This window comes from Paraburkholderia sp. SOS3 (genome assembly GCF_001922345.1).
In the GTDB taxonomy this organism is placed as follows: domain Bacteria; phylum Pseudomonadota; class Gammaproteobacteria; order Burkholderiales; family Burkholderiaceae; genus Paraburkholderia.
The window spans coordinates 4,237,867-4,263,392 of sequence record NZ_CP018811.1 but is presented as its reverse complement, the minus strand read 5'-3'; the positions used below and the strand labels follow the sequence as shown (position 1 = coordinate 4,263,392).

Genomic DNA, 25,526 nt, shown 5'->3' with positions numbered 1-25,526 from the left:
GCCGCGGCGACACGCCGCATCAGCCGGCAAAAAAACAAGAAAAGGGTGAGGGCGTCGCCACGATGCGATGGCCCTGCACCCTTTTTTGCTGTTCAGTTGGAGTTTGAATGAGCGTTACCACATCGGGTCTGCAGTCGAAATCGCGCCAGCGAGTCGCGCGCGAAGCCATCGAGTTGCTCAGTTCGATGCGCTTTGCAATCGCGATGCTGGTGATTCTCGCGATCGCGAGCATCATCGGCACGGTCCTCACACAGGACGACCCGTATCCGAATTACGTCAATCAGTTCGGCCCGTTCTGGGCGGACATCTTCCGGTCATTGAGCCTCTACACCGTGTACAGCGCGTGGTGGTTCATGCTGATCCTCGGCTTTCTGATCGCGTCGGTGTCGTTGTGCGTGATCCGCAACGCGCCGAAGATGCTCGCCGACACGAAGAGCTGGAAGGACAAGGTACGCGAAGCGAGCCTGCGCGCGTTTCACCACAAAGGCGAGTTCGCCGTGACGCAGACGCGCGCGCAAGCCGTTACGACGCTCACGCAACTGTCCGTCAGGCTCGGCTACCGGTTCGTCACGCGCGAGTCCGAAGGGGCGACGCTGATCGCCGCGAAGCGCGGCGCGCTGACGAAGCTCGGCTACATCTCGGCACACCTTGCGATCGTCATCATCTGCATTGGTGGCCTGCTCGACAGCAATCTGCCGATCAGGCTGCAAATGTGGCTTTTCGACAAGACGCCGATCAACAGCAACACGGTGATCAACGAGATTCCGCCCGAGCATCGGCTGTCGCAATCGAATCCGACGTTCCGCGGTTATGCATGGGTGCCCGAAGGGCAGCATGTGTCGACCGCGATCCTGAACCAGCCGAACGGCTCGCTGATTCAGGACCTGCCGTTCTCGATCCAGCTGAACAAGTTCATCGTCGACTACTACTCGACGGGGATGCCCAAGCTCTTCGCAAGCGACATCGTTGTTATCGATCACAAGACCGGCAAGCAGATTCCCGCGCGTGTCGAAGTGAACAAGCCATTCGAGTACGACGGCGTGTCGATCTATCAGTCGAGCTTCCAGGACGGCGGCTCCGAGATGAAGATGACCGCCTTCCCGATGACGGGCGCAAGCGCGAAACCGGTTCCGTTCGACGGCACGATCGGCAACTCGACACCGCTGACGGACGCGATTCCGGGCTCGGATGGTCAAACGGTCGAATTCGCCGATTTCCGCGCGATCAACGTCGAAAACATCACGAACGGCAACGGCCAGACGGACGCGCGCGGCGTCGCGCAGCACGAAACGCTGAAGCAGGCCTTCGACGAGCGCCTCGGTTCCGGCGCCAAGACGTCGAAGCCGGTCGATCTCCACAACGTCGGCCCGTCGGTGCAGTACAAGGTGCGCGACAAGAACGGTCAGGCGCGCGAGTACAACAACTACATGCTGCCCGTCGAGGTCGGCGGCGACCGTGTGTTTCTCGCCGGCATGCGCACGAATCCGGACGATCCGTTCCGTTATCTGCGCATCCCGGCCGACGAAGGCGGCACGGTCAAGGAATGGATGAACCTGCGCGCGGCGCTCGAAAATCCGGCGACGCGCGCTGAAGCCGCGCGTCGTTTTGCGCAGCGCTCGGTGCCGAATGCGGAGCCGGAGTTGCAGCAGCATCTCGAAGAAAGCGCAGCACGTGTCCTGACCCTCTTTGCAGGCGCCGACAGCAGTCTCGCCGCTCCGGCGAGCGCCCAGCCGAACGCACAGCCGCACGGCCCCGGCGGTTTCCAGGCCATCGCGATGTTCATCGATCATTCAGTGCCGAAAGCGGAGCAGGAAAAGGCGGCAGGTTTGTTGCTGCGCATGCTCGAGGGCTCGATGTGGGACGTTTGGCAAATCGCGCGCGCGCAGGCGGGCGAGGCGCCGGTACAGCCCGGCGACGCGTCGAGCCGTTTCGTGCAGAACTCCATCAACGCAATTTCCGACAGCTTTTTGTACGGATCGCCGGTTTTTCTGCAGCTCGATTCCTTCAAGCAGGTGCAAGCTTCGGTATTTCAGTTGACGCGCGCGCCGGGTAAAAAAGTCGTGTATCTTGGCAGCCTGCTTCTCGTGCTCGGCATCTTCTCGATGTTCTACGTGCGTGAACGGCGGCTGTGGTTCTGGCTCAAAGACTCGGATCATGGCGTCAACGTCGTGATGGCGATGTCGAGTGCTCGCAAGACATTCGACTTCGACAAGGAGTTCAAAGAGACGCGCGACGCGGTCGGCACGGCGCTTGGCGCCAGGCTGGTCGACGAATCGGTAGCGTCCGCTGCGTCCGGCGGTGGCAGCCACCCGGCTTAAACGGAGCGTGGCTTACAACCCGGCCCACAAGATTCGACCCGGTAAGATCATGGACTTGACCCAAGTTTCCTCTTCCACACTCAAGCAGCGGCGTGCTGGCGCAATCGCATCGCATTCCGGCCTGCTCGACGATCGTCCCTTCCTGAAGCGGCTGACGCCATTCGACTGGCTGTTCGCGCTGGCGCTCATGGGCGGCGCGGGGTTTGCGCTCTCGCGCTACCACGCGTTCATGAACTACTACGACAAACTGGTGCTGGTCTGCGCGGTGCCGGTGTTCGTCGTGCTCGGCTGGCGCTGGAAGCCCGTGCGGCCGCTCATGATCGCCATCGCGGCGCTCTCGCTGGCGGCCATCGGCATTTACCACGGCGACCTGTCGCGCGCCGATCACGCGTTCTTCCTCAAGTATTTCCTGTCGAGCCAGTCGGCCATCCTCTGGATGAGCGCGCTCTTCGTGTTCGCCACGCTGTTCTACTGGATCGGCCTGCTGTCGCGCTCCGCCTCGGGTGCCGCGATCGGCTCCAAAATGACCTGGGCGGCCGTGCTGATGGGCTTCACCGGCCTCATGGTGCGCTGGTACGAGTCGTATCTGATCGGCGCCGACGTCGGCCATATTCCGATCTCGAACCTCTATGAAGTGTTCGTGCTGTTCAGCCTGATTACGGCGCTCTTCTATCTGTATTACGAAATGCACTACAACACGCGTGCGCTCGGCGCGTTCGTGCTGCTCGTGATCAGCGCGGCGGTCGGCTTTCTCATGTGGTATTCAATCGCGCGCGATGCGCAGCAGATCCAGCCGCTCGTGCCCGCACTGCAGAGCTGGTGGATGAAAATCCACGTGCCGGCGAACTTTATCGGTTACGGCAGCTTTGCGCTGTCGGCGATGGTCGGCGTCGCCTATCTGATGAAGGAGCGCGGCGTGCTCTCCGACCGCCTGCCCACGCTCGATGTGCTCGACGACGTGATGTACAAGTCGATCGCGGTCGGCTTCGCGTTCTTTACGGTCGCGACGATTCTCGGTGCGCTGTGGGCCGCGCAAGCGTGGGGCGGCTACTGGAGCTGGGATCCGAAGGAGACGTGGGCGCTGATCGTCTGGCTCAATTACGCCGCGTGGCTGCATATGCGCCTGATGAAAGGCCTGCGCGGCGCAGTTGCCGCCTGGTGGGCGCTGACGGGCCTGCTCGTCACGACCTTCGCGTTCCTCGGCGTCAATATGTTCCTTTCCGGGCTGCATAGTTACGGAAAACTGTAATATCCGTGCCCACGAACCGACTAATAACCGCCGCGTGCGATGCACCGGCGGTTTTTTTATGGTGGCGAGGGATGATTTCCGAATTCCTTTCGTTTGCTACAACAGGAGTAGTAGATGGCGGAATTCCGGACGAAACTTTGGACTGAAACCTCCGCCGTATACCGGATGATGAAATGGCACGCCCGACGCGGCGCGCGAGGAGCAGCAATATGTGGATCAAGCGTACCGACACGTCGCGACTGGCTGGCGACGACATTCCGCGCAGCGAGATCACGCCGCAGCGGATCTTCGAGAACAGGCGGCGCGTGCTGCAGGCAGCGGGCGCCGCAGCGTTGGGCGGACTGATCGGCGCGGGCGTTCACGAGGAGGCGCATGCGGCGTTCGCGTCGCCCGATGCGAACGCGCAGAAGCTCGTGGCCCGCACGAATCCGAAATTCGTCGTGGTCGACAAGCCGACGCCGTTTCAGGACGTCACGACTTACAACAATTTCTACGAGTTCGGCACCGACAAGTCGGACCCCGCGCATCACGCCGGCACGCTGCGGCCGCGGCCGTGGAAGGTCAGCGTGGAAGGCGAGATCAAGAACCCGAAGGTCTACGACATCGACGAACTGCTGAAGCTCGCACCGCTTGAAGAGCGCGTGTATCGGCATCGCTGCGTCGAGGGCTGGTCGATGGTGATTCCGTGGATCGGCGTGCCGCTCGCGGAGCTGATCAAGCGCGCGCAGCCGACCGGCAACGCGAAGTACGTGCAGTTCATCACGCTCGACGATCCGTCGCAGATGCCGGGACTGTCGGACCCGATCCTCAATTGGCCTTATTCGGAAGGCCTGCGGATGGACGAAGCGATGAATCCGCTCACGCTGCTGACCATGGGCCTGTACGGCCAGGTGCTGCCGAACCAGAACGGCGCGCCGGTGCGCATCGTCGTGCCGTGGAAATACGGCTTCAAGAGCGCCAAATCGCTGGTCAAGATCCGCTTCGTCGACAAGCAGCCGCCGACGAGCTGGAACACCTATGCGCCGAACGAGTATGGCTTTTACTCGAACGTGAACCCGAACGTCGACCATCCGCGCTGGAGCCAGGCGACCGAGCGCCGCATCGGCGAGGACGGCTTCTTCACGCCGAAGCGCAAGACGCTGATGTTCAACGGTTACGGCGAATTCGTCGCGTCGATGTATCAGGGCATGGACCTGAAAAAGAACTTTTGAGCGCGGAGGCAGACGCAGATGGTCACCGAGACGCAAACGGTATCGTCCGGGCGCAATGTGCCGCGTGCAGCGATGTCTGCCGCGAGCGAAGCCGGCGCAGCCGGCTCGAAAAAGAAGCGCGCCGCGGCGGGAAACGCGCGCTGGGTCGTACCGGCAAAGATCGCGGCATTTATCGCGTGTCTCTATCCGCTTGGACGGCTCGTGCTGTTCGGCTTTACCGGTCAGCTGGGCGCGAATCCGATCGAGTTCATCACGCGCTCGACCGGGCTCTGGACGCTCGTGTTTCTCTGCATCACGCTTGCCGTCACGCCGCTGCGCAAGCTGACCGGCATCAACCCGTTGCTGCGGTTTCGCCGCATGCTTGGGCTCTATGCGTTCTTCTATGGCGCGCTGCACTTTACGACGTACTTCTGGTTCGATAAGTGGTTCGACGTCGCGGAGATTCTGAAGGACATCGGCAAGCGTCCGTTCATCACGGTCGGATTTGCCGCGTTCGTGCTGCTGATTCCGCTTGCTGTCACGTCGCCGAAAGCGATGGTGCGCAGGCTCGGCCGCCGCTGGCAGGTGCTGCATCGCGCGATCTACGTGATCGCTGCACTCGCGATCCTGCACTTCTGGTGGATGAAGGCCGGCAAGCACGATCTGATCTTGCCGAAAATCTACGGCGCGATCGTGATTGCGCTGCTTGGATGGCGGCTGATCGTGTGGGTGCGTGACCTTGTAGCGCGGCGAAATGCTGCGCAGCGAGATGCGGTGCGGTGAGATGCGGTGCGGCGCTGATCGCCGGTGTTGCCGCGTTCAGCGCCTTGTCGAGAACTTGCTACGTTAGTCCGGCAGCAGCGATTCGCCCGCGAACAATTGCCTGACCTCTTCGCGCGCGCGAACGACGTGCACCTTGTCGCCGTCCACCATCACTTCAGCGGCGCGCGGGCGCGTGTTGTAGTTCGAGCTCATTACGAAGCCGTACGCGCCTGCCGAGCGGATCGCGAGCAGATCGCCGGGTTCCACGGCCAGCTCGCGTTCGCGGCCGAGCCAGTCGCCGCTTTCGCAGACCGGACCCACGACGTCGTAAACATGCTTGGGCGCATCACGTACGACGACCGGTTCGATCGCGTGATAAGCCTCGTACATCGCGGGGCGCGCGAGGTCGTTCATCGCGGCGTCGACGATGACAAAGTTCTTTTCGACGCCGGGCTTGAGGAATTCGACCTGGGTCAACAGAATGCCGGCGTTGCCGACAAGCGAACGCCCCGGCTCGAAATACACCTCGCGTTGCCCGTGCCCGCGTGCGTCGATGCGATCGAGCACGGTGCTGACGAACACGCCGATATCGGGCGGTGTTTCATCGTCGTAGGTGATGCCGAGGCCGCCGCCGACGTCGATATGGCGAATCGTCGAACCGTCGGCTTCGATCTGTTCGACAAGCTCGAGCAGACGGTCGATCGCATCGAGATACGGCGCGACTTCCGTGATCTGCGAACCGATATGGCAATCGATGCCGACCACCTCGAGGTGCCGCATCGCCGCGGCCGCACGATAGGTCTCGCGCGCGTCGTCGAACGCGACGCCGAACTTGTTCGCCTTCAGACCCGTCGAGATGTACGGATGCGTTTTCGCGTCGACGTCGGGATTCACGCGCAGCGACACCGGCGCCCGCTTGCCCATCGCGCCCGCCACTTCGTTGAGGCGATCGAGTTCGGAAATCGACTCGACGTTGAAACACTTCACGCCCGCCGCGAGTGCCTCGCGCATTTCCGAAGCGGTCTTTCCAACGCCCGAAAACACGGTATTTTCGGCCTTGCCGCCGGCAGCCAGCACACGCGCGAGCTCGCCCCCGGACACGATGTCGAAGCCCGCGTTCATGCGCGCGAACACGTTGAGCACCGCGAGATTGCTGTTCGCTTTCACGGCGACATGCACGCTTGCCCGGCGGCCCGCGCATGCGCCTGCATACGCTTGCCATGCGGCGGTCAGCGCCGCGCGCGAGTAGACATAGAGCGGTGTGCCGAACCGCTCGGCAAGCGACACGGCCGACACGCCTTCGGCGTGCAGCACGCCGTCGACATAGGCGAAGGCTGATCGAGTCATGCGAAGGTCTTGGTGAGGTCTTGAAGTCTCGGCAAGCGAGGGGCTTATTGCGCCTGCGCAGCACCCGATGCGGGACGCTGCGGCTGCGGCGCCGTGGTGCCGCTCGCGGGCATCTGCATTGCTTCGTCAGGCGACAGCGACAACGGTTCGCCGGTGGTGTCCGGCATGTCCGTCGACGCCGTTTCCGGCGTCGGCTTCACCTCGTCTGGCGATGGCGGTTGCGTCTGTTCCTGCGGCTTTGGCGGCAACGGCGGTACGGTAGGCAGATAGAGCGCGCCGCGTTGCCCGCAGCCGGAAAGCACGACGGCTGCGAGAATGGACAAAGCCGCTACAATCGCGCTCATCCGGAAAACGGCTCGCATGACTGTCCCTGTGTAACGAATCCGCTGGAGTTTAGCATGTCCGATAGTGATTACCTGGCTCGTGCAGAAGCTGTGCTGGCCGCCGTCGAGCGCGCACTCGACTACACCGACGCCGATATCGAGTTCGAGCGCAGCGGCAATGTTCTGACGCTCGAATTCGAGAACGGCACGAAGATCATCGTGAACCTGCAGCCGCCGATGCAGGAAATCTGGATCGCGGCGAAGTCAGGCGGTTACCACTTCCGCTTCGTCGACGGGGCATGGCGCGATACGCGCAACGGCACCGAATTCTTTACGGCGCTTTCCGACTACGCGACGCAGCAAGCCGGCGAACCGGTGCAAATCGCGCCTTGATCTGCCCCGCTTGACTTGCATTGCGTGACCTGCTTCTGCCCATGCGTTGCTTCGCAGGTGGCACGCGGTACGTGCCCTTGCTCTCGCCGGGTTGTGTAAGGGCGCGTGAGGGTGGCCTTAGCGTGCCCTTAGTGTGCCGCTAGTGTGCCGCTAGTGTGCCGCTAGTGTGCCGCTAGTGCCCGCGAAACAGGTTCATGATGTCCTGCTTCTCCTGCTCCCCGACCTGCTGCGGCGCGGCGCCCTCGGTTCCGCTTGCGACCTCGTCGGCGGGCGCTTGCGGGACGCCGACCGACGCGATAAAGCCATTGCCCGGCGTAAATGCGTCGAGATACAACTCGTCGCCGATCGTCGTGACGCCGCTGGGCATCGGCATCTTGTACTCGGGCACGCCTTTGAGCGCGCGCGCCATGTATTCGATCCATACCGGCAGCGCGAGCCCGCCGCCGGTCTCCTTGTCGCCGAGGCTGCGCGGGTTGTCGTAGCCGATCCATGCGATGGCGGTCAGCGTGTGCTGGTAGCCGGCGAACCACGCGTCGCGTGAATCGTTGGTCGTGCCGGTTTTGCCCCCGAGGTCGGTGCGCTTCAGCACGTTCGATTTCGCACCCGTGCCTCGTTGTGCGACGCTTTGCAGCAGGCTGTTCATCACATACGCGTTGCCCGGTTCGATCGCATGCGGCGCGCTTTGCCCGGCGACGAGCGGCTGCGCATGGGCAACCACGACGCCGCGCTGGTCGGTCACTTCCGCGATCAGATACGGATTGACGCGATAGCCGCCGTTTGCGAACACCGAGTAGGCGGCTGCCATCTGCAGCGGCGTGACGAGGCCCGCCCCGAGCGCCATCGGCAGATACGCCGGATGGCGATCGGCGTCGAAGCCGAATTGCGTGATGTAGCGCTGCGCGTACTTCGTGCCGATTTGATTGAGGATGCGGATCGACACGAGGTTCTTCGACTTCTGCAGCGCGGTGCGCATCGTCATCGGACCGTCGAAGCCGCCGCCGTAGTTTTTTGGCTCCCACGCCTGGCCGCCCGTTTCGGCGGCGCTGAAAAAGAGCGGCGCGTCATTGATCACCGTCGCGGGCCCGAGGCCCTTTTCGAGCGACGCCGAATAGATGAACGGCTTGAAGCTCGAACCCGGCTGCCGCCACGCCTGGGTGACGTGGTTGAACTTGTTCTTGTTGAAATCGAAGCCGCCGATCAGCGCGCGGATCGCTCCGTCCTGCGGCACGATCGAGATAAACGCGCCTTCGACCTGCGGCAACTGCGTGATCGACCAGTCGCCGTCGTCGTTCTTGACCACGCGCACGATCGCGCCGGGCCGGATCCGCTGGTTCGGCTGCGCACGCGCGCTCAGGGCGGAGGCCGCGTATCGGAGCCCGCTCGCGGTGATCGTCACCGAGTTGCCGCCGATCAATGTGGCTTGCACCTGCTTCGGGTTCGCCGCGGTGACGACCGCCGCGTAGATGTCGCCGTTGTCCGGATGTTCGAGCAGCGCGTCGTCGATGGCCTGTTCGCGATCGTCGGCGTCGGCCGGCAGATCGATGAACGCTTCCGGGCCGCGATAGCCATGCCGGCGTTCGTAGTCCATCAAACCCTTGCGCAGCGCACGATAGGCGACGTCCTGATCGGCCGAGTCGATCGTCGTGACCACATTGAGCCCGCGCGTGTAGGCCTCTTCGCGGTACTGCGCGTACATCATCTGGCGGACCATTTCGGCCACGTACTCCGCGTGCACGCTGAATTCCTTGCCCGCGCCCTTCACGACCAAAGGCTGGCGCGCCGCATCGTCGAACTGCTGCTGCGTGATGTAGTGCAACTCGAGCATGCGCTGCAGGATGTACTCCTGACGCACCTTCGCGCGTTTCGGATTGACGACCGGGTTATACGCGGAAGGCGCCTTCGGCAGTCCCGCCAGCATCGCGCATTCGGCAAGCGTAAGGTCCTTGAGGTCCTTGCCGAAATACACGCGCGCGGCGCTCGCGAAGCCGTACGCGCGCTGCCCGAGATAGATCTGATTCATGTACACCTCGAGAATCTGATCTTTCGAGAGCTTCGACTCGATCTTGTACGCGAGCAGCATCTCGTAAACCTTGCGCGTATAGGTCTTCTCGCTCGACAGAAAAAAGTTGCGCGCGACCTGCATCGTGATCGTGCTCGCGCCCTGTGTGGCGTGCCCATTCGTCAGCGCGACGAAGCCCGCGCGCGCGATGCCGGTCAGATCGACGCCGCCGTGATCGTAGAAGCGCGCGTCCTCGATCGCGAGCACGGCCTTCTTGAGGTTGTCCGGCACATCGCGGATGTGCACGATGTCGCGCCGCTCCTCGCCGAACTCGCCGATCAGCACGTGGTCGGCCGTATAGATGCGCAGCGGCACTTTCGGTTGATAGTCGGTGAGCGCCTCGAGCGAAGGCAGATTCGGCGTCGCGACGACGAGCGCATAGCCGAGCACGAGCGCGACACACAGGATGCCGGCGAAGATAAGGCCTACGAAACCGAAGATGAGCGTGAGCCACAACGGACGCTTGCGTTTGCGAGGCGCCGCAGGCGAAGAAGACGGATTCGACGTTTGTTGCATATGACCACCAGAAACCAGTCCCGCGATTATAGCCGCGCGCACCGTCAGCTTTCGGTGGCCTTACATTGCGGCGCCCATCGGCGAGGCCCATCGGAGCATCCGGCGATCGCTGCGACGCTGAAAACGGCGTTGCGAACGGCGTCGCGGAATGACATCACTGTAGTCCCTCAGCGCACGACCGGGCAGTCGTTGTGCGCGCGTTAGCCATTCGGCCGAATTTCACAGACGAAACAGTCTCGACACAATCCTCTCCGTTGTCCGCGTTCGAATGGGTTGTCCGCGGGTTGGTGAAAGGGAGGCAAGATGGCGTTGAAAACTTCGTTGGAAATGGCGGTGCGCCGGTTCGCGGCTGGCATCGACCTGGGGCCGCAAACGGTGCGGCTCGTCGTGCTGAGTCGGGGCATATGCGGCAATGGGCCGCTGCGTATCGATTGTGTCGCGTCGATGCCGGTGCGGTCCGGTGCGATGGCGGGCGCCGAGATCGTCGATCGGCCGGCGGTCGCACAGGCGCTCTTCGATGTGTTCGACTGCATGCCGTCCGAACACATCCTGCTTTCGCTGCGATGTGCAATGGCGATTCCGGGTTCGGCCACGCTGACGGCGAGCGTGCCGCTCGAGCAGCTTCAACAGCTCGCGCCGGCCACGCGGCGCACGCGCTCGCGCAGGCCGGTCGCCGAATACGCGGAAGGCGACATGCTGAGCGCACTCGAGCCCGCTGTGCTGATAGAGATCGAACGCATCGCCGGCGTCGAGCGGCACGCGCTCGCAGTTGACTGGTATGTCGACAGGTCGGCGCTGCGAGGCGGCGAAGTCACGATTGCCGCCACCGCGAGGCAGCATGTCGAGGCGCGCATCGAATGCGCGGCGATTGCCGGCATCACGCTGACCGCGATCGACGGCGAACCGCATGCGGCGCTACGCGCGATGCGCTATTCGGCGACGCAGGAACTGGAGCCGGGCGACGCGTACGCAGCCCTCTGGATCGGCGGCGACGGCGTCTATGGCTGGCGCCTTGCCGACGACACGGTCGTGGCCTGGATGCACTATCCGTCGCCCGAGCACGGCTGTCTTGCCGATGCACTGCGCGACCTCGCCGAGGGTGCCCGGCTTTCGACGGTGTTCGTGGCGGGCGATGTCGATCTGCTCGACGGTGTCTCGATGTCGCTTGCCGATATCGGCGACGTACTCGGCTGCATGGTGTTCCCGTTCGAATGCACGCTGCTGGGCCAGGTCGCCGTCCCGTTCGAAACCGATCTGCTGCACGATCCCGCATCCGCGGTGGCGTTCGGACTCGCCGTGCGCGGCGTGTACGAATGAAGCGGCTCGCGTTGCGTGCCGGCGTTGTGCCGTCGCAGCGTGTGCGGCCGGTGCGGACAGGCGGATTCAATCTGCTGCCGCATCGGCAGCTCGCCGCGCGCCGCGAACGGCGGCGCCGTATCGTCGAAGTCTTCGCGGGGATCGCCGCCGGATGCGTGGCAGTGCTGATACTGGCGGCCTGGCAGACTGTCGAACGTGTGCGGCTCGATGCCGGGCGTGCATCGTTCGAGCGCTCGCTCGCGCAACTGTCGGCGCCGCTCGCCGAGCATAAGCGTCTCGCGCGCGCCGCCGAGCAAGCGCGTATGCGCGCGGAGCACGCGGCGATGCACTCGAAACCGCTCGTTCATCTGCTATCGCTGCTTGACGCATTAAGCAGCGAGTCCGATGACAAGGTGAGTTTGCGGCAGCTGCGCCAGCGCGAGCACGAGACGGAACTGCTTGCGAGTGCGCACGATCATGCGGCACCGGCGTCGTGGGTAAAACGTCTAGCCGCGATACGCGGTGTGAAGGACGCCGAGGTCAAGGACCAGCGCCGCGCGACGGCAGCGATGCACGGCGCCGGACAAAACGCGAGTGGCGCAATCGAATTTTCGGCGCGCCTCGAATGGGAAGGTACGCGTGAACCGACGGTGCGCAATGTTGCGCCTGCCGCAGCGCGTACGGAACGAGGCGCTCACATGCGAGGTTTGAAATGAGTACGACGCTTACGGGCCGCCTCGGCCCGATCGATCGGGCAAGAGCGCAACAGCATCGGGCAGCGGGTTCTTTTGCGCTGAGCGCATCGCTGCGCAGGTGGCGTGGGCGAAGTCCGTTGCTGTTCCGGTTTCTGCCCGCAAGTCTGATTGCAATCGCGACGTTTGCGACTGGCGCGAACGCGTGGATGGCGGCGGACTTCACGGGCGTGCAAGCGATGCGTGCACTCGCTGATGAGTCGCGACGGCGCCTTCACGGCGCACAGCGTGCTGTCAGCGAACTGCCGGCCCTACGCGCATCCGCCGGCGCAGAAAACCTTGCGAGTCCGGCGCGGGCGTCGGAAAGCGGGGCTTCGACCGACGACGTGCGCATCGTGTCGCAACTGGCGGTGCGCGGCGGCATCACGTTGCTCGCGCTCGAACCCGGTGCGGTAACGGGGGCCGGCATCGATGCGATGCGTCCGTTGCGCATGACGGCGCTGGCGAGTTTCTCGCAATTGCTGGCCTTCATGCGCGCGCTGCCGAGCTTGCCCGTGCTGATCGTGCCAGGAGAGCTGCTGATCAGGCAGACCGGCGATGCGGGAGGCGGCCTGGTGTCGGTCAGCACGACGCTCAACGTGTTCGATGCGCTTCGTCCGTCCGATCAGCCCGAAAGCCAGAACGAAGACCTGACGAACGGTGATGACGAAGATATCGTTTTCTACGACCCTTTCGCGCGTCCTTTGCAATTCGACGCGCGCATGCCCGATTCGGATACGGTCGGTGTGCGCCTTGTCGGCCTCCTTTACGATCTCGCGCGTGGGCTCGGGCTCGTCGAGACGCCCGATGGCGAAGCAACGCTCGAGGCCGGACAGCGTGTCGGCGCTGACAGCGTCGCGCGCGTCGACGGGTTCGGCATTACGCTGGCCGCGCGTGATGGAAGCGAACACCGTTTGACGTTCGAGGAAGCGGTGCAATGAAGGCCGGATATTGCGTGAGGTCCATGCTCGTGTCGGCCGCGATGGCGAGTTCGGTTGCGTATGCATCGCTGCCGCCATTGCCTGAGTCGCTGCCTCAGTCGTTCCCTGAGTCGTTCCCTGAGGCGTTGCCGCTTAACGAGGCGATTGCACCGGCCGGTGTACCGCCCCTGCCGCAACTCGCCTCCAACGAGGCCCGTAATCCGTTTAACGGAAACTTTGCGAGCGATGAATCCGCGCAAGCCGATTTATCTGGCGACGCATCGGCCATTGCGTATGACGACGAGGCCGCACCGCGAAGAATCGCCGCAAACGGCGCGTCGACGCCACGCGTGGAACTGCCTCGCACGGCAGACTCGCAGACCGCGCTCGAGGGCCCGCCCGTGCCGCTCGCGCCGCTGTCGCGACTCACTACTGCGTCGAGCCGTCCCGTAGAGGACAATTTGCCGCCCGACCGGCCGATCTCGCTGAATTTCCGGCAAGCGGAACTAGGCGCCGTGTTGAATGCTTTCGCCCAGTTCACGGGCCTGAACATCATCGCGAGCGGCAAGGCACGCGCTACCGTCACGCTGCACCTCGACAAGGTGCCGTGGCGCACCGCATTCGATACGCTGCTTGATGTCAACGGGCTTGCGATGGAGCAGCGCGGCAACGTGATCTGGGTCGCGCCGCTTGCCGAACTGGCGGCCCGCGAGCGGCAGCGCTTCGAAGCGCACGCGCGCGGCGCGGATCTCGAACCGCTCGCGAGCCGCACGTTCGAACTGCACTATGCGCACGCGGACGAGGTTCGCAAGATGCTGACCGGCTCGGGCAACCAGCGCGTGCTGTCGAAGCGCGGCGCGGTGATCGCCGATCCGCGCACGAACCTGCTTTTCATCACCGATCTGCAGGCGCGTCTCGACGACATCGCGGAACTGGTCGAGGCGATCGACCAGCCGACGCGGCAGGTGATGATCGAAGCGCGTATCGTCGAAGGCGAACTGGGCTTTTCGCGCAATCTGGGGGTCAAGCTATCGATGGCGGCCACGAGCGAGGACGGCTCGGCTGTCGGTATAACGGCCGGCAAGGAGGGTGCGATCCACGATCTGTCGGCGCGGCCGATCTCCGGCTTCGATGCAGCAACGGCGGGCTTGACGCTGTTCGCCGCGCGCGCCACGCGCCTGCTCAACATCGAGCTTAGCGCGCTCGAAGCGGAAGGGCGCGGGCAGATCGTGTCCAGTCCGCGCGTCGTCACCGCGGACCGGATGAAGGCGATCGTCGAGCAGGGCACGGAATTGCCGTATCAGGCGAAGGTCGGTCAAGGCGTATCGGGCGTGCAGTTTCGCCGCGCGAGCCTGAAGCTCGAGGTCGAACCGCGAATCACGCCGGACGGCAGAGTCGTGCTGGACCTCGACGTCGCGAAAGATAGCGTCGGCGAGCAGACGGCCGCTGGCCCCGCGATCAACACGAAACACGTGCAAACGCGTGTGCAGGTCGAGGATGGCGGTACGGTGTCGATCGGCGGAATCTACGAGACCGACGATCGCGACGATGTGACTCGCGTGCCGGTCCTGGGCAAAATACCGGTTCTAGGCGCGCTTTTTCGCCATCGCGCGCATCGGGACGCGCGTAGCGAACTGGTGGTTTTCATCACACCGACCGTTGTCCAGACGAATTGACGCGCCGCCGCGCGCGCCGGGCCGCAGGCTCGACAAGCCGGCCGCTTTGCCAGTAAGCTGCGCACGAACCCAACCGGACTGAGTAAGAGGACACCGTTGCAAGAGCGGGACGCACACGCCAATGTATTTTTCGTCGGGCTCATGGGAGCGGGCAAGACGACCGTCGGCCGCGCCGTGGCGAGGCGGCTCGATCGTCCGTTCTTCGATTCCGACCACGAGATCGAGGAGCGCACGGGTGCCCGTATTCCGGTGATTTTCGAGCTCGAAGGCGAAGCCGGCTTTCGCGAACGCGAAGCGCAGGTGATCGAAGAGCTGACGGGCCGCGCGGGCATCGTGCTCGCGACCGGCGGCGGCGCGATCCTTCGGCCCGAGAATCGCGAGGCGTTGCGCAATCGCGGGCTGGTCGTCTATCTGCGCGCGAATCCGCACGACCTGTGGCTGCGCACGCGGCGCGACAAGAATCGCCCGCTGCTGCAGACCGAAGACCCGAAAGCGAAGCTCGAAGCGCTCTTCGAGGTGCGCGACCCGCTTTACCGCGAATGTGCGCACTTCGTGATCGAGACCGGGCGGCCGTCGGTGAGCGGCCTCGTCAATATGGTGCTGATGCAGCTCGAGATGGCGGGCGTCGGCAAACCACCCGCAGCATAATTGTGACCATGAGCACTTCGATGATTACCGTCAATGTCGATCTGGGCGACCGCGCCTACCCGATTCATATCGGCGCCGATCTGATCGGCAAGACCGGGCTGTTCGCGCCGCATATAGCGGGCACGTCGGTCACGATCGTCACCAACACGACTGTCGAGCCCTTGTATGGCGATGCGTTGCGTCGCGCGCTCGCGCCGCTCGGCAAGAACGTCTCGACGGTCGTGCTGCCCGATGGCGAAGCGCACAAGAACTGGGAAACGCTGAATCAGATCTTCGATGCGCTGCTCGGCGCGCGTGCCGATCGCAAAACCACGTTGATCGCGCTCGGCGGCGGCGTGATCGGCGATGTGACCGGTTTTGCCGCCGCATGCTACATGCGCGGCGTGCCGTTTATTCAGGTGCCGACTACGCTGCTGTCGCAGGTCGATTCGTCGGTGGGCGGCAAGACCGGCATCAACCATCCGCTCGGCAAGAACATGATCGGCGCGTTCTACCAGCCGCAAGCGGTGATCGCCGATATCGGCGCGTTGCGCACGCTGCCGCCTCGCGAGCTTGCCGCGGGCGTCGCCGAAGTGATCAAAACCGGCGCGATCGCCGATGCTGCGTTCTTCGACTGGATCGAAGCGAATGTCGACGCGCTGAATCGCTGCGATCCGCAGGCGCTGACTGAAGCGGTCAAACGGTCGTGCGAGATCAAGGCATCGGTGGTCGCGGCCGATGAACGCGAAGGCGGTTTGCGCGCGATTCTGAATTTTGGCCATACGTTCGGCCATGCGATCGAAGCGGGCTTGGGCTACGGAGAATGGCTGCACGGAGAGGCGGTCGGTTGCGGCATGGTGATGGCGGCCGATTTGTCCGTAAGGCTTGGCCATCTCGACGACGCAGCGCGCGAGCGCCTCGTTGCGCTCGTGAAGGCCGCGCATTTGCCGACGCGCGCGCCGGCGCTTGGCGCCGCGCGCTATGTGGACCTGATGCGCGTCGACAAGAAGGCGGAAGCCGGCGAGATCAAGTTCATCCTGCTCAAGCGTTTCGGCGAGACGCTGATCACGCGCGCGCCCGACGATGCAGTGAACGCGACGCTCGCGGCGACCGTCTAAGCGCCGAACGCGCCGAACGCGCGAGCCCTTGTTCCGGAGAGGCAGGTGACCGAAAGACTCAGCGACAATCCGCTCGAAGCGTCCGAGGCGCCGCGCGCGACTGACGCGTCGAACGAGGCCAATGCCTCTGCCGCGCCCGACGCGCGAGGCACGCCGCCGCTTTCATCATCGCCGCCGTCGGTTGCCGCACTCGAGGCTCATCTCGCGCCGTACGCCGCGCATTCCGCACAGTCTCGCGGCCGTCGCCATCCGGAAGCGGCGCCGAGCGCCCGTACCGAGTTCCAGCGCGACCGCGACCGCATCGTGCACTCGACCGCATTCCGGCGTCTCGAATACAAAACGCAGGTGTTCGTCAATCACGAAGGCGACCTCTTTCGCACGCGGCTCACGCACAGCCTCGAAGTCGCGCAGATCGCACGTTCGGTCGCGCGAAACCTGCGCGTCAACGAAGATCTCGTCGAAGCGATCTCGCTGGCGCACGACCTCGGTCATACGCCCTTCGGCCATGCGGGACAGGATGCGCTGAACGACTGCATGCGCGAACACGGCGGCTTCGAGCACAATCTGCAAAGCCTCGCAGTCGTCGACGAACTCGAAGAACACTACGGCGCGTTCAACGGGCTCAACCTGTGTTTCGAAACGCGCGAAGGCATTCTCAAGCACTGTTCGCGCGAAAATGCGCGCCGTCTCGGCGCGCTCGGCGAACGTTTCCTGCAGGGACGCCAGCCGTCGATCGAAGCGCAGATCGCCAATCTCGCCGACGAAATCGCCTACAACAACCACGACGTCGACGACGGCCTGCGCTCCGGCCTCATCACGATCGATCAGTTGGCGGAAGTCGAACTGTGGCGCACGCACTTCGATGCGGCGCGGCGCGACTTTCCGGAAATCGAAGGGCGCAGGCTCGTTCATGAGACGGTACGGCGCATCATCAATACGCTGATCGTCGACCTGATCGACACGACGACACGCAATCTGCACCGTCATGCGCCGCAATCGCTCGATGACGTGCGCGCGGCGCCGCCGCTCGTCGCGCACAGCGAAACAGTGTCTGCGCAAGCGACGGTGCTCAAGCGCTTCCTGTACAAGAATCTCTATCGTCACTATCGCGTGATGCGCATGGCGAACAAGGCGCGGCGCGTCGTCACCGGCCTTTTCGATGCGTTCACCGACGACGCGCGATTGCTGCCGCCGAACTACCAGTCAACGGATCCAGGCGTGCAGGCAAGGCTGATCGCGCATTACATCGCGGGCATGACCGATCGCTACGCGCTGAAGGAGTATCGGCGGCTGTTCGTTGTCGACGACAACTGACATGGGCGCACCCGCCTGTGCCAATCGGCCTCGAACGCATCAGGACGAGCCCGCTGCCTGTTGTTCGCCGCGAGCTCGCCGCAAGTCCGCCGCAACAGCCTAACGTCCGCGCGACATCAAGGCGCCTGCCACAAGCGCAATCGCACCGACCATGGCGATCGTCCGCCATGGGTTTTCATGCACGTATTCGTCCGCGCCGTTCAATGCCACCTGAGCACGTTCGCGCATCACGCTACGCGTGTCGTTCAGGCGCTCGCGCGCGTCGTCGAGACGCTTGCGCACCTGGCTGCGCAACGCGGCGGCATCGGCTTGCGTGCCGTCGCCGAGTGTGCCCTCGAGTTCCGAGATCAGCGTGCGCAGTTCGCTCGCAATGTCTTCCGCGGCGTGACGGCTGTGGCGCGCAATCCGGCGCGCACGGCGCCCCGTCGTTGCCCACGATTCGCCAATCGCATCGCGCGTATTCGGTAGTGCAGTCATGGTCGCTCCGTCGATGATGGTTTGATGAAAGATCCCCTCTGCCCGACCAGCCGAACGCCCGGAAATCGGCACCGCCAACGGGCGCACCGGAAACGCGTCGCACAACGCGCTGGTACAAGCGGTAAAACCGTCAGGACGCAACTTCGATGCCTGGCCACGGAACCGATGGCGAGCGCGGAGAAGTGGCGCGCGCCGCAGCCGGACGCTCTGGCACAGACGCCTTGTAACCACCCGCCGTACGGTCCGTGCAGCAGAATTTTCAGCAGCGATGCCGCACAGCCGTCAAATTTACAACGCTTGCAGGAATGTCGTTACAAGCGCCCGACCGCGACGTGCGATCGCGTAAAAACGAAAGCGCCGCTACGGACCGCGCAACGGCGTTGTCGAGGCGGGAAAAACTCGTCTAACCTAGGTTAGAACCGATAGCCGACGCTCACGAGCGTGACGATCGGGTTCAGTCGAATCTTGGTTTCCGACTGCACGTTGAGCGTACCGACCGGCGTTTGCGCGGCCGTGTTCAGCTTTGCCGTGGTGCTGATCGGCAGATACGAAATCGAGAAGCCCGCGAACCAGTGTTCGGTGAACGCGTACGTGAAGCCCGCATTAAACACAGGCACCCACGAACTATCCGTGGTTACCGTGGTCGGACCATGCAGTACGCCCTGCTCGAATGCGCCGTTCGTGATTTTTTCGCCTGTGAACCAGACACGGCTCACACCGATACCGATATACGGACGGAACTTCGACTGGGGCGCAAGGAAGTAGTACTTGAGCAGCAGCGCAGGGCTCCACTGTTTCGCTTCACCGAGTTTGCCGAACTGTCCGAACTGTCCCGTGCCATCGATATCGAAGGTCGGTGGAACGCCGATATCGAACTGGGTGGCGATATGGTCGGTGATGAAGTAGCCCGCAGTGAAGCCGACGGTATCGGCAGTGCTGATTTTGGCTCCCGTGTTCGGTATCGTGATGTTGACGGGTGTGCCCCCTACGTTTGTCTCCTTCAACGGATCACTACTGGACTGAGGCGCGAGATGGAACCAGCCTGTCGTGACGTAAAAGCTTCCGGCCGTTTGAGCGTGAGCTGCGGTCGCAAGGCATGCGAGTGCGCATGCTGCAGCGGCCCCCGAGATGGCCTGTTTTAGTTTCATATGTGCTCCTCCTGAAAGGCCCGCACATTATGAACACTACGTTTGAAACAAACCATACGCGCTGGCTAGAGCGTTCACTCTGGGCTGCGCACGGTTTCTGGCACAGGCCCGCCGCGCGGAACGTCGCGCCGGTGGCGCCTGTCGGACCTTCGGGTATGTACCAACGCGAATATGGATAATCCAGCATGGCACGGCTTGCACGTCTTTATGTTCCTGACCAGCCGCAACACGTGATCCTGCGCGGACTCGACCAGCAGCCCGCGTTTGTCGACGACCAGGATTACGAGCTCTTTATCGATTGCCTGAGAGCGGCCTCACGCGATCATCACCTCGCGGTTCATGCGTACGCGCTGATGCCAGGCGCGGTGCAACTGCTCGTCACGCCCACCGACGAGTCGAGTCTGCCGAAAGCGATGCAGGCAGTCGGACGGCGCTACGTCGCGCACTTCAACCGGCGTTACTCGCGGCGCGGCACGTTGTGGGAAGGTCGCTATCGCGCGACGGTGATCGAGGGCGAGCGCTACTTTCTGCTCGCGAGCCGCGTCGTCGAAATGTCGCCGGTGCGCACTCACCTCGTCGCCGCCGCCGAAGACTACCGCTGGTCGAGTTACCGCCATCACATCGGCCTCACGCTCGATAGCCTCATCACCGACCATCCGCTGTACTGGTCGCTCGGCAATACGCCATTCGAACGGCAGCGCGCGTATCGCGAGCTGTGCGAGCAACCGCTCGACGAACGCGAGGCAAGCCAGTTGCAGCAGGCGACGCTCAAAGGCTGGGTGCTCGGCAGCGATTCCTATCGCGAATGGGCGGCGCGTGCGGCCAACCGGCGAGTGTCGCCGTTGCCGCGAGGCCGGCCGCGCAAAGTCCGCGACACCGCAGACCCGCCGGTGAAGTCGCAGTAGCCACACGCGTCAGGCGTTGGCAACGCTCCGAAGGTCCAACGAAAAGGCATTCATCATCAAGGGCTTGCGGCACGAACGGCATCTTCGTATGCCGTTTTCTTTTGTCTACGTATGATATGGAACTATTAAAATAACGGGGCGATGCACCATTGTGATAATTGGGGATCTATCACACGGTTTTGGTTGCTATTTCATTGATTTGTCGCGTATATTCCGAATTCCGGCGAGCCGGGGCGCAGCGCGTCCAGAGGTTCGTGCGGCGGCAGCGGCACTCCCCACCTCTGCTGCCGGCAACGCAACATGCAGCAGCGCAACGCATCACGCAGCAACAAAACAAACAGCAGCACACGATTTAACGGCCGCCCGGCCCCTGACAGACGGTGTCCCCCATGAACGACGAACAGCAACCGATCAGCGCAGGCGCGCACGCCTCGGTTCCCGCGGCGCAAGGTCTGTACGACCCGAAAAACGAACACGACGCATGCGGCGTCGGTTTCGTCGCGCATATCAAGGGCAAGAAAAGCCATGAGATCATCGAGCAGGGCTTGAAGATTCTCGAGAATCTCGATCACCGGGGCGCGGTCGGCGCCGATCCGCTGATGGGCGACGGCGCGGGCATCCTGATCCAGATTCCGGACGGCTATTACCGCGAAGAGATGGCGAGGCAGGGCGTCACGCTGCCGCCTTCCGGCGAATACGGCGTCGGCATGATCTTCCTGCCGAAGGAACACGCGTCGCGTCTCGCCTGCGAGCAGGAACTCGAGCGTACGGTGAAGGCCGAAGGCCAGGTCGTGCTCGGCTGGCGCGACGTGCCGGTCGACCACAACATGCCGATCTCGCCGACCGTGAAGGCGAGCGAGCCGCTGATCCGCCAGATCTTCATCGGCCGCGGCAAGGACATCATGGTGACCGACGCGCTCGAGCGGAAGCTGTACGTGATCCGCAAGACCGCGAGCCACCGCATCCAGGCGCTGAAGCTCAAGCACGGCAAGGAATACTTCGTGCCGTCGATGTCGGCGCGCACGATCGTCTACAAGGGCTTGCTGCTCGCGGGCCAGGTCGGTGTTTATTATCGCGACCTGCAGGACGAGCGCGTGGTGTCGGCGCTCGCGCTCGTGCACCAGCGCTTCTCGACGAACACGTTCCCGGCATGGGAGCTCGCTCACCCGTACCGCCTCATCGCGCACAACGGCGAAATCAACACGGTGAAGGGCAACGTCAACTGGCTCAACGCGCGTACCGGCGCGATCGCGTCGCATGTGCTCGGCGACGACCTGCCGAAGCTGTGGCCGCTCATCTATCCGGGCCAGTCCGACACCGCATCGTTCGATAACTGTCTCGAACTGCTGCTGATGGCCGGCTACCCGCTCGTCCACGCGATGATGATGATGATTCCGGAAGCGTGGGAACAGCACACGCTGATGGACGACAACCGCCGCGCATTCTATGAATACCACGCCGCGATGATGGAGCCGTGGGACGGTCCCGCCGCGATCGCGTTCACCGACGGCCGCCAGATCGGCGCGACGCTCGACCGTAACGGTTTGCGTCCGGCGCGTTATCTCGTGACCGACGACGACCTCGTCATCATGGCGTCGGAAGCGGGCGTGCTGCCGATTCCCGAATCGAAGATCGTCAAGAAGTGGCGTCTGCAGCCGGGCAAGATGTTCCTGATCGACATGGAACACGGCCGCATCATCGACGATAAGGAACTGAAGGACAACCTCGCCAACGCGAAGCCGTACAAGAGCTGGATCGACGCCGTGCGCATCAAGCTCGACGAGATCGAAGCGAAGGCCGAGGACGTCGTCACGGAGCGCCGTGAGGCGGCGGCGCTGCTCGACCGTCAGCAGGCGTTCGGCTATACGCAGGAAGACCTCAAGTTCCTGATGGCGCCGATGGCGCAAGCGGGCGAGGAAGCGGTCGGCTCGATGGGCAACGACTCGCCGCTTGCCGTGATGTCGAACAAGAACAAGACGCTGTACCACTACTTCAAGCAGCTGTTCGCGCAGGTGACGAACCCGCCGATCGACCCGATCCGCGAAAACATGGTGATGTCGCTCGTGTCGTTCGTCGGCCCGAAGCCGAACCTGCTCGACACGAACAACATCAACCCGCCGATGCGGCTCGAAGTGTCGCAGCCGGTGCTCGACTTCAAGGACATCGCGAAGATCCGCGCGATCGATCAGTACACGGGCGGCAAGTTCAGTTCGTACGAACTGAACATCTGCTATCCGGTCGCATGGGGCAAGGAAGGCATCGAAGCGCGCCTTGCGTCGCTGTGCGCGGAAGCGGCCGATGCCGTGAAGTCCGGCTACAACATGCTGATCGTGTCGGACCGCAAGACCGACCGCGACAACGTCGCGATTCCGGCGCTGCTCGCCACGTCGGCGATTCACACGCATCTCGTCATGCAAGGTTTGCGTACGAGCACGGGTCTCGTCGTCGAAACGGGCTCGGCGCGTGAAACGCACCACTTCGCGCTGCTCGCCGGTTACGGCGCCGAAGCCGTGCATCCGTACCTTGCGATGGAAACGCTCGCGCAGCTCGCGGCCGGCCTGAAGGGCGACCTGTCGGCGGAAAAGGCGATCTACAACTTCACGAAGGCAGTCGGCAAGGGCCTGCAGAAGGTCATGTCGAAGATGGGCATTTCGACGTACATGTCGTACACGGGCGCGCAGATTTTCGAAGCGGTCGGCCTCGCCGAAGACCTCGTGGTCAAGTACTTCAAGGGCACGTCGTCGAAGGTCGGCGGCATCGGTCTCTTCGAAGTGGCGGAAGAGGCGATTCGTCTGCATCGCGAAGCGTTCGGCGACAACCCCGTGCTCGCGACGATGCTCGACGCCGGCGGCGAATACGCGTACCGCGTGCGCGGCGAAGAACACATGTGGACGCCCGATGCGATCGCGAAGCTGCAACACTCGGCGCGCAGCAACTCGTACCAGACGTACAAGGAATACGCGCATCTGATCAACGACCAGACGAAGCGCCACATGACGTTCCGCGGCCTCTTCGAGTTCAAGGTCGACCCGATGCGCGCGATTGCGCTCGACGAAGTGGAGCCGGCGAAGGAGATCGTCAAGCGTTTTGCGACCGGCGCGATGTCGCTCGGCTCGATCTCCACCGAAGCGCACGCCACGCTTGCGGTCGCGATGAACCGCATCGGCGGCAAGTCGAACACGGGCGAAGGCGGCGAGGACGAAAAGCGCTATCGCAACGAACTGCGCGGCATCCCGATCAAAAACGGCGACACGATGAAGTCGGTGATCGGCGACGAGGTGATCGTCGACATTCCGCTCAAGGACGGCGATTCGCTGCGCTCGAAGATCAAGCAGGTCGCGTCGGGCCGCTTCGGCGTGACGGCCGAATATCTCGCGTCGGCCGACCAGATCCAGATCAAGATGGCGCAGGGCGCGAAGCCGGGCGAAGGCGGTCAGCTGCCGGGTCACAAGGTGTCCGAGTACATCGGCAAGCTGCGTTACTCGGTGCCGGGCGTCGGCCTCATTTCGCCGCCGCCGCACCACGACATCTATTCGATCGAAGACCTCGCACAGCTGATTCACGATCTGAAGAACGTGAATCCGTCGTCGAGCGTGTCGGTGAAGCTCGTGTCGGAAAGCGGCGTCGGCACCGTTGCGGCGGGCGTGGCGAAGGCGAAGGCCGATCACGTCGTGATCGCGGGCCATGACGGCGGCACCGGCGCCTCGCCGCTGTCGTCGATCAAGCACGCGGGCACGCCGTGGGAACTCGGTCTTGCCGAAACGCAGCAAACGCTCGTGCTGAACCGTCTGCGCGGCCGGATCCGCGTGCAGGCCGACGGCCAGATGAAGACGGGCCGCGACGTCGTGATCGGCGCGCTGCTCGGCGCGGACGAATTCGGCTTCGCGACGGCGCCGCTCGTCGTCGAAGGCTGCATCATGATGCGCAAGTGCCATCTGAACACGTGCCCGGTCGGCGTTGCGACGCAGGATCCGGTGCTGCGTGCGAAGTTCAAGGGGCAGCCCGAGCACGTCGTGAACTTCTTCTTCTTCGTCGCCGAGGAAGTGCGCGAGATCATGGCGCAACTGGGCCTGCGCAGGTTCGACGACCTGATCGGCCGCGCGGACCTGCTCGACATGAAAAAGGGCATCGAGCACTGGAAGGCGAGGGGCCTCGATTTCTCGCGCGTGTTCTATCAACCGGAAGTACCGGACGATGTCGCGCGTCTGCATGTCGAATCGCAGGACCACGGCCTCGAGCGCGCGCTCGATCACACGCTGATCGAAAAGGCCAAGGCCGCGATCGAGAAGGGCGAGCACGTGTCGTTCATCCAGCCGGTGCGCAACGTGAACCGTACGGTCGGCGCGATGCTGTCCGGCACCATCGCGAAGAAGTACGGCCACGACGGTCTGCCTGACGACACGGTGCACATCCAGTTGAAAGGCACCGCGGGCCAGAGCTTCGGCGCGTTCCTCGCGAAGGGCGTGACGCTCGATCTCGTCGGCGACGGCAACGACTACGTCGGCAAGGGCCTGTCGGGCGGCCGCATCATCATCCGTCCGACCAACGACTTCCGCGGCAAGTCCGAGGAAAACATCATCTGCGGCAACACGGTGATGTACGGCGCGATCGAAGGCGAAGCGTTCTTCCGCGGCGTCGCGGGCGAGCGCTTCTGCGTGCGTAACTCGGGCGCGACGGCGGTCGTCGAAGGCACGGGCGACCACGGCTGCGAGTACATGACGGGCGGCACGGTCGTCGTGCTCGGCGAGACGGGCCGCAATTTCGCGGCCGGCATGTCGGGCGGCCTCGCGTATGTGTACGACCCCGACGGCACGTTCGCGGGCAAGTGCAACCGCTCGATGGTCGCGCTCGATCCGGTGCTGCAGCAGGTCGAGCAGGAGCGCACGGTCGACAAGGCGCTGTGGCACGCGGGCCAGACCGACGAAGCGCTGCTGAAGGGTCTCGTCGAGCGTCACTTCCAGTTCACCGGCTCGCCGCGTGCGAAAGCGCTGCTCGAGAACTGGGACGCGGCGCGCCGCCAGTTCGTGAAGGTCTTCCCGACCGAGTACAAGCGTGCGCTTGGCGAACTGGGCGCGAAGAAGGCCAGCAAGGAAGTGCTCGCAGCCTGATTCAACGCGACGCCGTAGGGCACGAGGCCTGTAGCAAAACAAACCAGAC

Annotated in this window: 19 protein-coding genes; 14 read left to right on the top strand and 5 right to left on the bottom strand. The window is 63.6% G+C overall.

Annotated elements, in window-relative coordinates:
• The first annotated feature begins 107 nt into the window (after nt 1-107).
• The 4 genes from BTO02_RS18975 to msrQ all read left to right on the top strand — a co-directional run bounded on the left by BTO02_RS18975 (nt 108) and on the right by msrQ (nt 5,540).
• Nucleotides 108-2,318: a cytochrome c biogenesis protein ResB gene (locus BTO02_RS18975; RefSeq protein ID WP_075158332.1), complete on the top strand. Its 2,211-nt coding sequence runs from the start codon at nt 108-110 to the stop codon at nt 2,316-2,318.
• A 49-nt stretch (nt 2,319-2,367) separates the two neighbouring features.
• Nucleotides 2,368-3,567, top strand: coding sequence for a c-type cytochrome biogenesis protein CcsB (ccsB, locus tag BTO02_RS18970; RefSeq protein WP_075158331.1), 1,200 nt, complete (start codon nt 2,368-2,370; stop codon nt 3,565-3,567).
• Nucleotides 3,568-3,776: 209 nt separating this feature from the next.
• Nucleotides 3,777-4,778: a protein-methionine-sulfoxide reductase catalytic subunit MsrP gene (gene msrP / locus BTO02_RS18965; protein ID WP_075159012.1), complete on the top strand. Its 1,002-nt coding sequence runs from the start codon at nt 3,777-3,779 to the stop codon at nt 4,776-4,778.
• A gap of 18 nt (nt 4,779-4,796) precedes the next feature.
• Entirely contained in the window at nt 4,797-5,540 is a 744-nt protein-coding gene (gene msrQ / locus BTO02_RS18960; protein WP_075158330.1) for a protein-methionine-sulfoxide reductase heme-binding subunit MsrQ, read from the top strand.
• Nucleotides 5,541-5,603: 63 nt separating this feature from the next.
• Here msrQ and lysA read toward each other — a convergent pair whose 3' ends face one another.
• Both lysA and lptM read right to left on the bottom strand, forming a co-directional pair.
• Entirely contained in the window at nt 5,604-6,866 is a 1,263-nt protein-coding gene (lysA, locus tag BTO02_RS18955; RefSeq protein ID WP_075158329.1) for a diaminopimelate decarboxylase, read from the bottom strand.
• Between the two features lie 44 nt (nt 6,867-6,910).
• Nucleotides 6,911-7,228 carry an LPS translocon maturation chaperone LptM gene (lptM, locus tag BTO02_RS18950; protein WP_075158328.1) on the bottom strand — a complete coding sequence of 106 codons (318 nt, stop codon included), beginning with the start codon at nt 7,226-7,228 and terminating at the stop codon, nt 6,911-6,913.
• A gap of 36 nt (nt 7,229-7,264) precedes the next feature.
• Between lptM and cyaY the strand changes: the two genes are divergently transcribed.
• A complete protein-coding gene (cyaY, locus tag BTO02_RS18945; protein WP_075158327.1) occupies nt 7,265-7,582 on the top strand; it encodes an iron donor protein CyaY in 318 nt (105 codons plus the stop codon).
• Nucleotides 7,583-7,754: 172 nt separating this feature from the next.
• Here the strand turns inward: cyaY and BTO02_RS18940 are convergent, their stop codons facing one another.
• Nucleotides 7,755-10,157, bottom strand: a complete 2,403-nt coding sequence (locus BTO02_RS18940) for a penicillin-binding protein 1A (RefSeq protein ID WP_075158326.1) — start codon at nt 10,155-10,157, stop codon at nt 7,755-7,757.
• 303 nt (nt 10,158-10,460) lie between these two features.
• Between BTO02_RS18940 and BTO02_RS18935 the strand changes: the two genes are divergently transcribed.
• The 7 genes from BTO02_RS18935 to BTO02_RS18905 all read left to right on the top strand — a co-directional run bounded on the left by BTO02_RS18935 (nt 10,461) and on the right by BTO02_RS18905 (nt 17,839).
• Nucleotides 10,461-11,474 carry a pilus assembly protein PilM gene (locus tag BTO02_RS18935; protein WP_075158325.1) on the top strand — a complete coding sequence of 338 codons (1,014 nt, stop codon included), beginning with the start codon at nt 10,461-10,463 and terminating at the stop codon, nt 11,472-11,474.
• Nucleotides 11,471-12,169: a fimbrial assembly protein gene (locus BTO02_RS18930; RefSeq protein ID WP_198039161.1), complete on the top strand. Its 699-nt coding sequence runs from the start codon at nt 11,471-11,473 to the stop codon at nt 12,167-12,169. Before BTO02_RS18935 ends, BTO02_RS18930 begins: the two co-directional genes overlap by 4 nt.
• The gene (locus BTO02_RS18925) at nt 12,166-13,125 is read left to right on the top strand and encodes a hypothetical protein (protein WP_075158324.1); all 960 of its coding nucleotides are present in this window, start codon (nt 12,166-12,168) and stop codon (nt 13,123-13,125) included. The genes BTO02_RS18930 and BTO02_RS18925 overlap by 4 nt, the downstream gene beginning before the upstream one ends.
• Before the next feature lie 23 nt (nt 13,126-13,148).
• Nucleotides 13,149-14,780: a type IV pilus secretin PilQ gene (locus tag BTO02_RS18920; protein ID WP_332262266.1), complete on the top strand. Its 1,632-nt coding sequence runs from the start codon at nt 13,149-13,151 to the stop codon at nt 14,778-14,780.
• Between the two features lie 96 nt (nt 14,781-14,876).
• The gene (locus BTO02_RS18915) at nt 14,877-15,428 is read left to right on the top strand and encodes a shikimate kinase (protein ID WP_075158322.1); all 552 of its coding nucleotides are present in this window, start codon (nt 14,877-14,879) and stop codon (nt 15,426-15,428) included.
• A 20-nt stretch (nt 15,429-15,448) separates the two neighbouring features.
• The gene (gene aroB, locus BTO02_RS18910; protein ID WP_075159010.1) at nt 15,449-16,525 is read left to right on the top strand and encodes a 3-dehydroquinate synthase; all 1,077 of its coding nucleotides are present in this window, start codon (nt 15,449-15,451) and stop codon (nt 16,523-16,525) included.
• Between the two features lie 45 nt (nt 16,526-16,570).
• Nucleotides 16,571-17,839: a deoxyguanosinetriphosphate triphosphohydrolase gene (locus BTO02_RS18905; protein WP_075158321.1), complete on the top strand. Its 1,269-nt coding sequence runs from the start codon at nt 16,571-16,573 to the stop codon at nt 17,837-17,839.
• A gap of 99 nt (nt 17,840-17,938) precedes the next feature.
• On the opposite strand, the gene BTO02_RS18900 is transcribed toward BTO02_RS18905, so the two are convergent.
• Complete coding sequence (locus BTO02_RS18900) at nt 17,939-18,316, bottom strand: DUF883 family protein (protein WP_075159009.1); 378 nt, start codon at nt 18,314-18,316, stop codon at nt 17,939-17,941.
• 413 nt (nt 18,317-18,729) lie between these two features.
• Nucleotides 18,730-19,464 carry an OmpW/AlkL family protein gene (locus BTO02_RS18895; protein ID WP_075158320.1) on the bottom strand — a complete coding sequence of 245 codons (735 nt, stop codon included), beginning with the start codon at nt 19,462-19,464 and terminating at the stop codon, nt 18,730-18,732.
• 185 nt (nt 19,465-19,649) lie between these two features.
• Between BTO02_RS18895 and BTO02_RS18890 the strand changes: the two genes are divergently transcribed.
• On the top strand, nt 19,650-20,369 hold the full coding sequence (locus BTO02_RS18890; RefSeq protein ID WP_075158319.1) for a transposase: 720 nt from the start codon (nt 19,650-19,652) through the stop codon (nt 20,367-20,369).
• A 389-nt stretch (nt 20,370-20,758) separates the two neighbouring features.
• Nucleotides 20,759-25,477 carry a glutamate synthase-related protein gene (locus tag BTO02_RS18885; protein ID WP_075158318.1) on the top strand — a complete coding sequence of 1,573 codons (4,719 nt, stop codon included), beginning with the start codon at nt 20,759-20,761 and terminating at the stop codon, nt 25,475-25,477.
• The last annotated feature ends 49 nt before the right edge of the window (nt 25,478-25,526 follow it).

Coding starts and splice junctions, on each gene's coding strand:
- BTO02_RS18975 (WP_075158332.1), top strand. CDS start 108: ATGAGCGTTACCACATCGGGTCTGCAGTCGAAATCGCGCCAGCGAGTC.
- BTO02_RS18930 (WP_198039161.1), top strand. CDS start 11,471: ATGAAGCGGCTCGCGTTGCGTGCCGGCGTTGTGCCGTCGCAGCGTGTG.
- aroB (WP_075159010.1), top strand. CDS start 15,449: ATGATTACCGTCAATGTCGATCTGGGCGACCGCGCCTACCCGATTCAT.
- BTO02_RS18900 (WP_075159009.1), bottom strand. CDS start 18,316: ATGACTGCACTACCGAATACGCGCGATGCGATTGGCGAATCGTGGGCA.
- BTO02_RS18940 (WP_075158326.1), bottom strand. CDS start 10,157: ATGCAACAAACGTCGAATCCGTCTTCTTCGCCTGCGGCGCCTCGCAAA.
- msrP (WP_075159012.1), top strand. CDS start 3,777: ATGTGGATCAAGCGTACCGACACGTCGCGACTGGCTGGCGACGACATT.
- cyaY (WP_075158327.1), top strand. CDS start 7,265: ATGTCCGATAGTGATTACCTGGCTCGTGCAGAAGCTGTGCTGGCCGCC.
- BTO02_RS18895 (WP_075158320.1), bottom strand. CDS start 19,464: ATGAAACTAAAACAGGCCATCTCGGGGGCCGCTGCAGCATGCGCACTC.
- ccsB (WP_075158331.1), top strand. CDS start 2,368: ATGGACTTGACCCAAGTTTCCTCTTCCACACTCAAGCAGCGGCGTGCT.
- BTO02_RS18925 (WP_075158324.1), top strand. CDS start 12,166: ATGAGTACGACGCTTACGGGCCGCCTCGGCCCGATCGATCGGGCAAGA.
- BTO02_RS18935 (WP_075158325.1), top strand. CDS start 10,461: ATGGCGTTGAAAACTTCGTTGGAAATGGCGGTGCGCCGGTTCGCGGCT.
- BTO02_RS18920 (WP_332262266.1), top strand. CDS start 13,149: ATGCTCGTGTCGGCCGCGATGGCGAGTTCGGTTGCGTATGCATCGCTG.
- msrQ (WP_075158330.1), top strand. CDS start 4,797: ATGGTCACCGAGACGCAAACGGTATCGTCCGGGCGCAATGTGCCGCGT.
- BTO02_RS18885 (WP_075158318.1), top strand. CDS start 20,759: ATGAACGACGAACAGCAACCGATCAGCGCAGGCGCGCACGCCTCGGTT.
- BTO02_RS18890 (WP_075158319.1), top strand. CDS start 19,650: ATGGCACGGCTTGCACGTCTTTATGTTCCTGACCAGCCGCAACACGTG.
- lysA (WP_075158329.1), bottom strand. CDS start 6,866: ATGACTCGATCAGCCTTCGCCTATGTCGACGGCGTGCTGCACGCCGAA.
- lptM (WP_075158328.1), bottom strand. CDS start 7,228: ATGCGAGCCGTTTTCCGGATGAGCGCGATTGTAGCGGCTTTGTCCATT.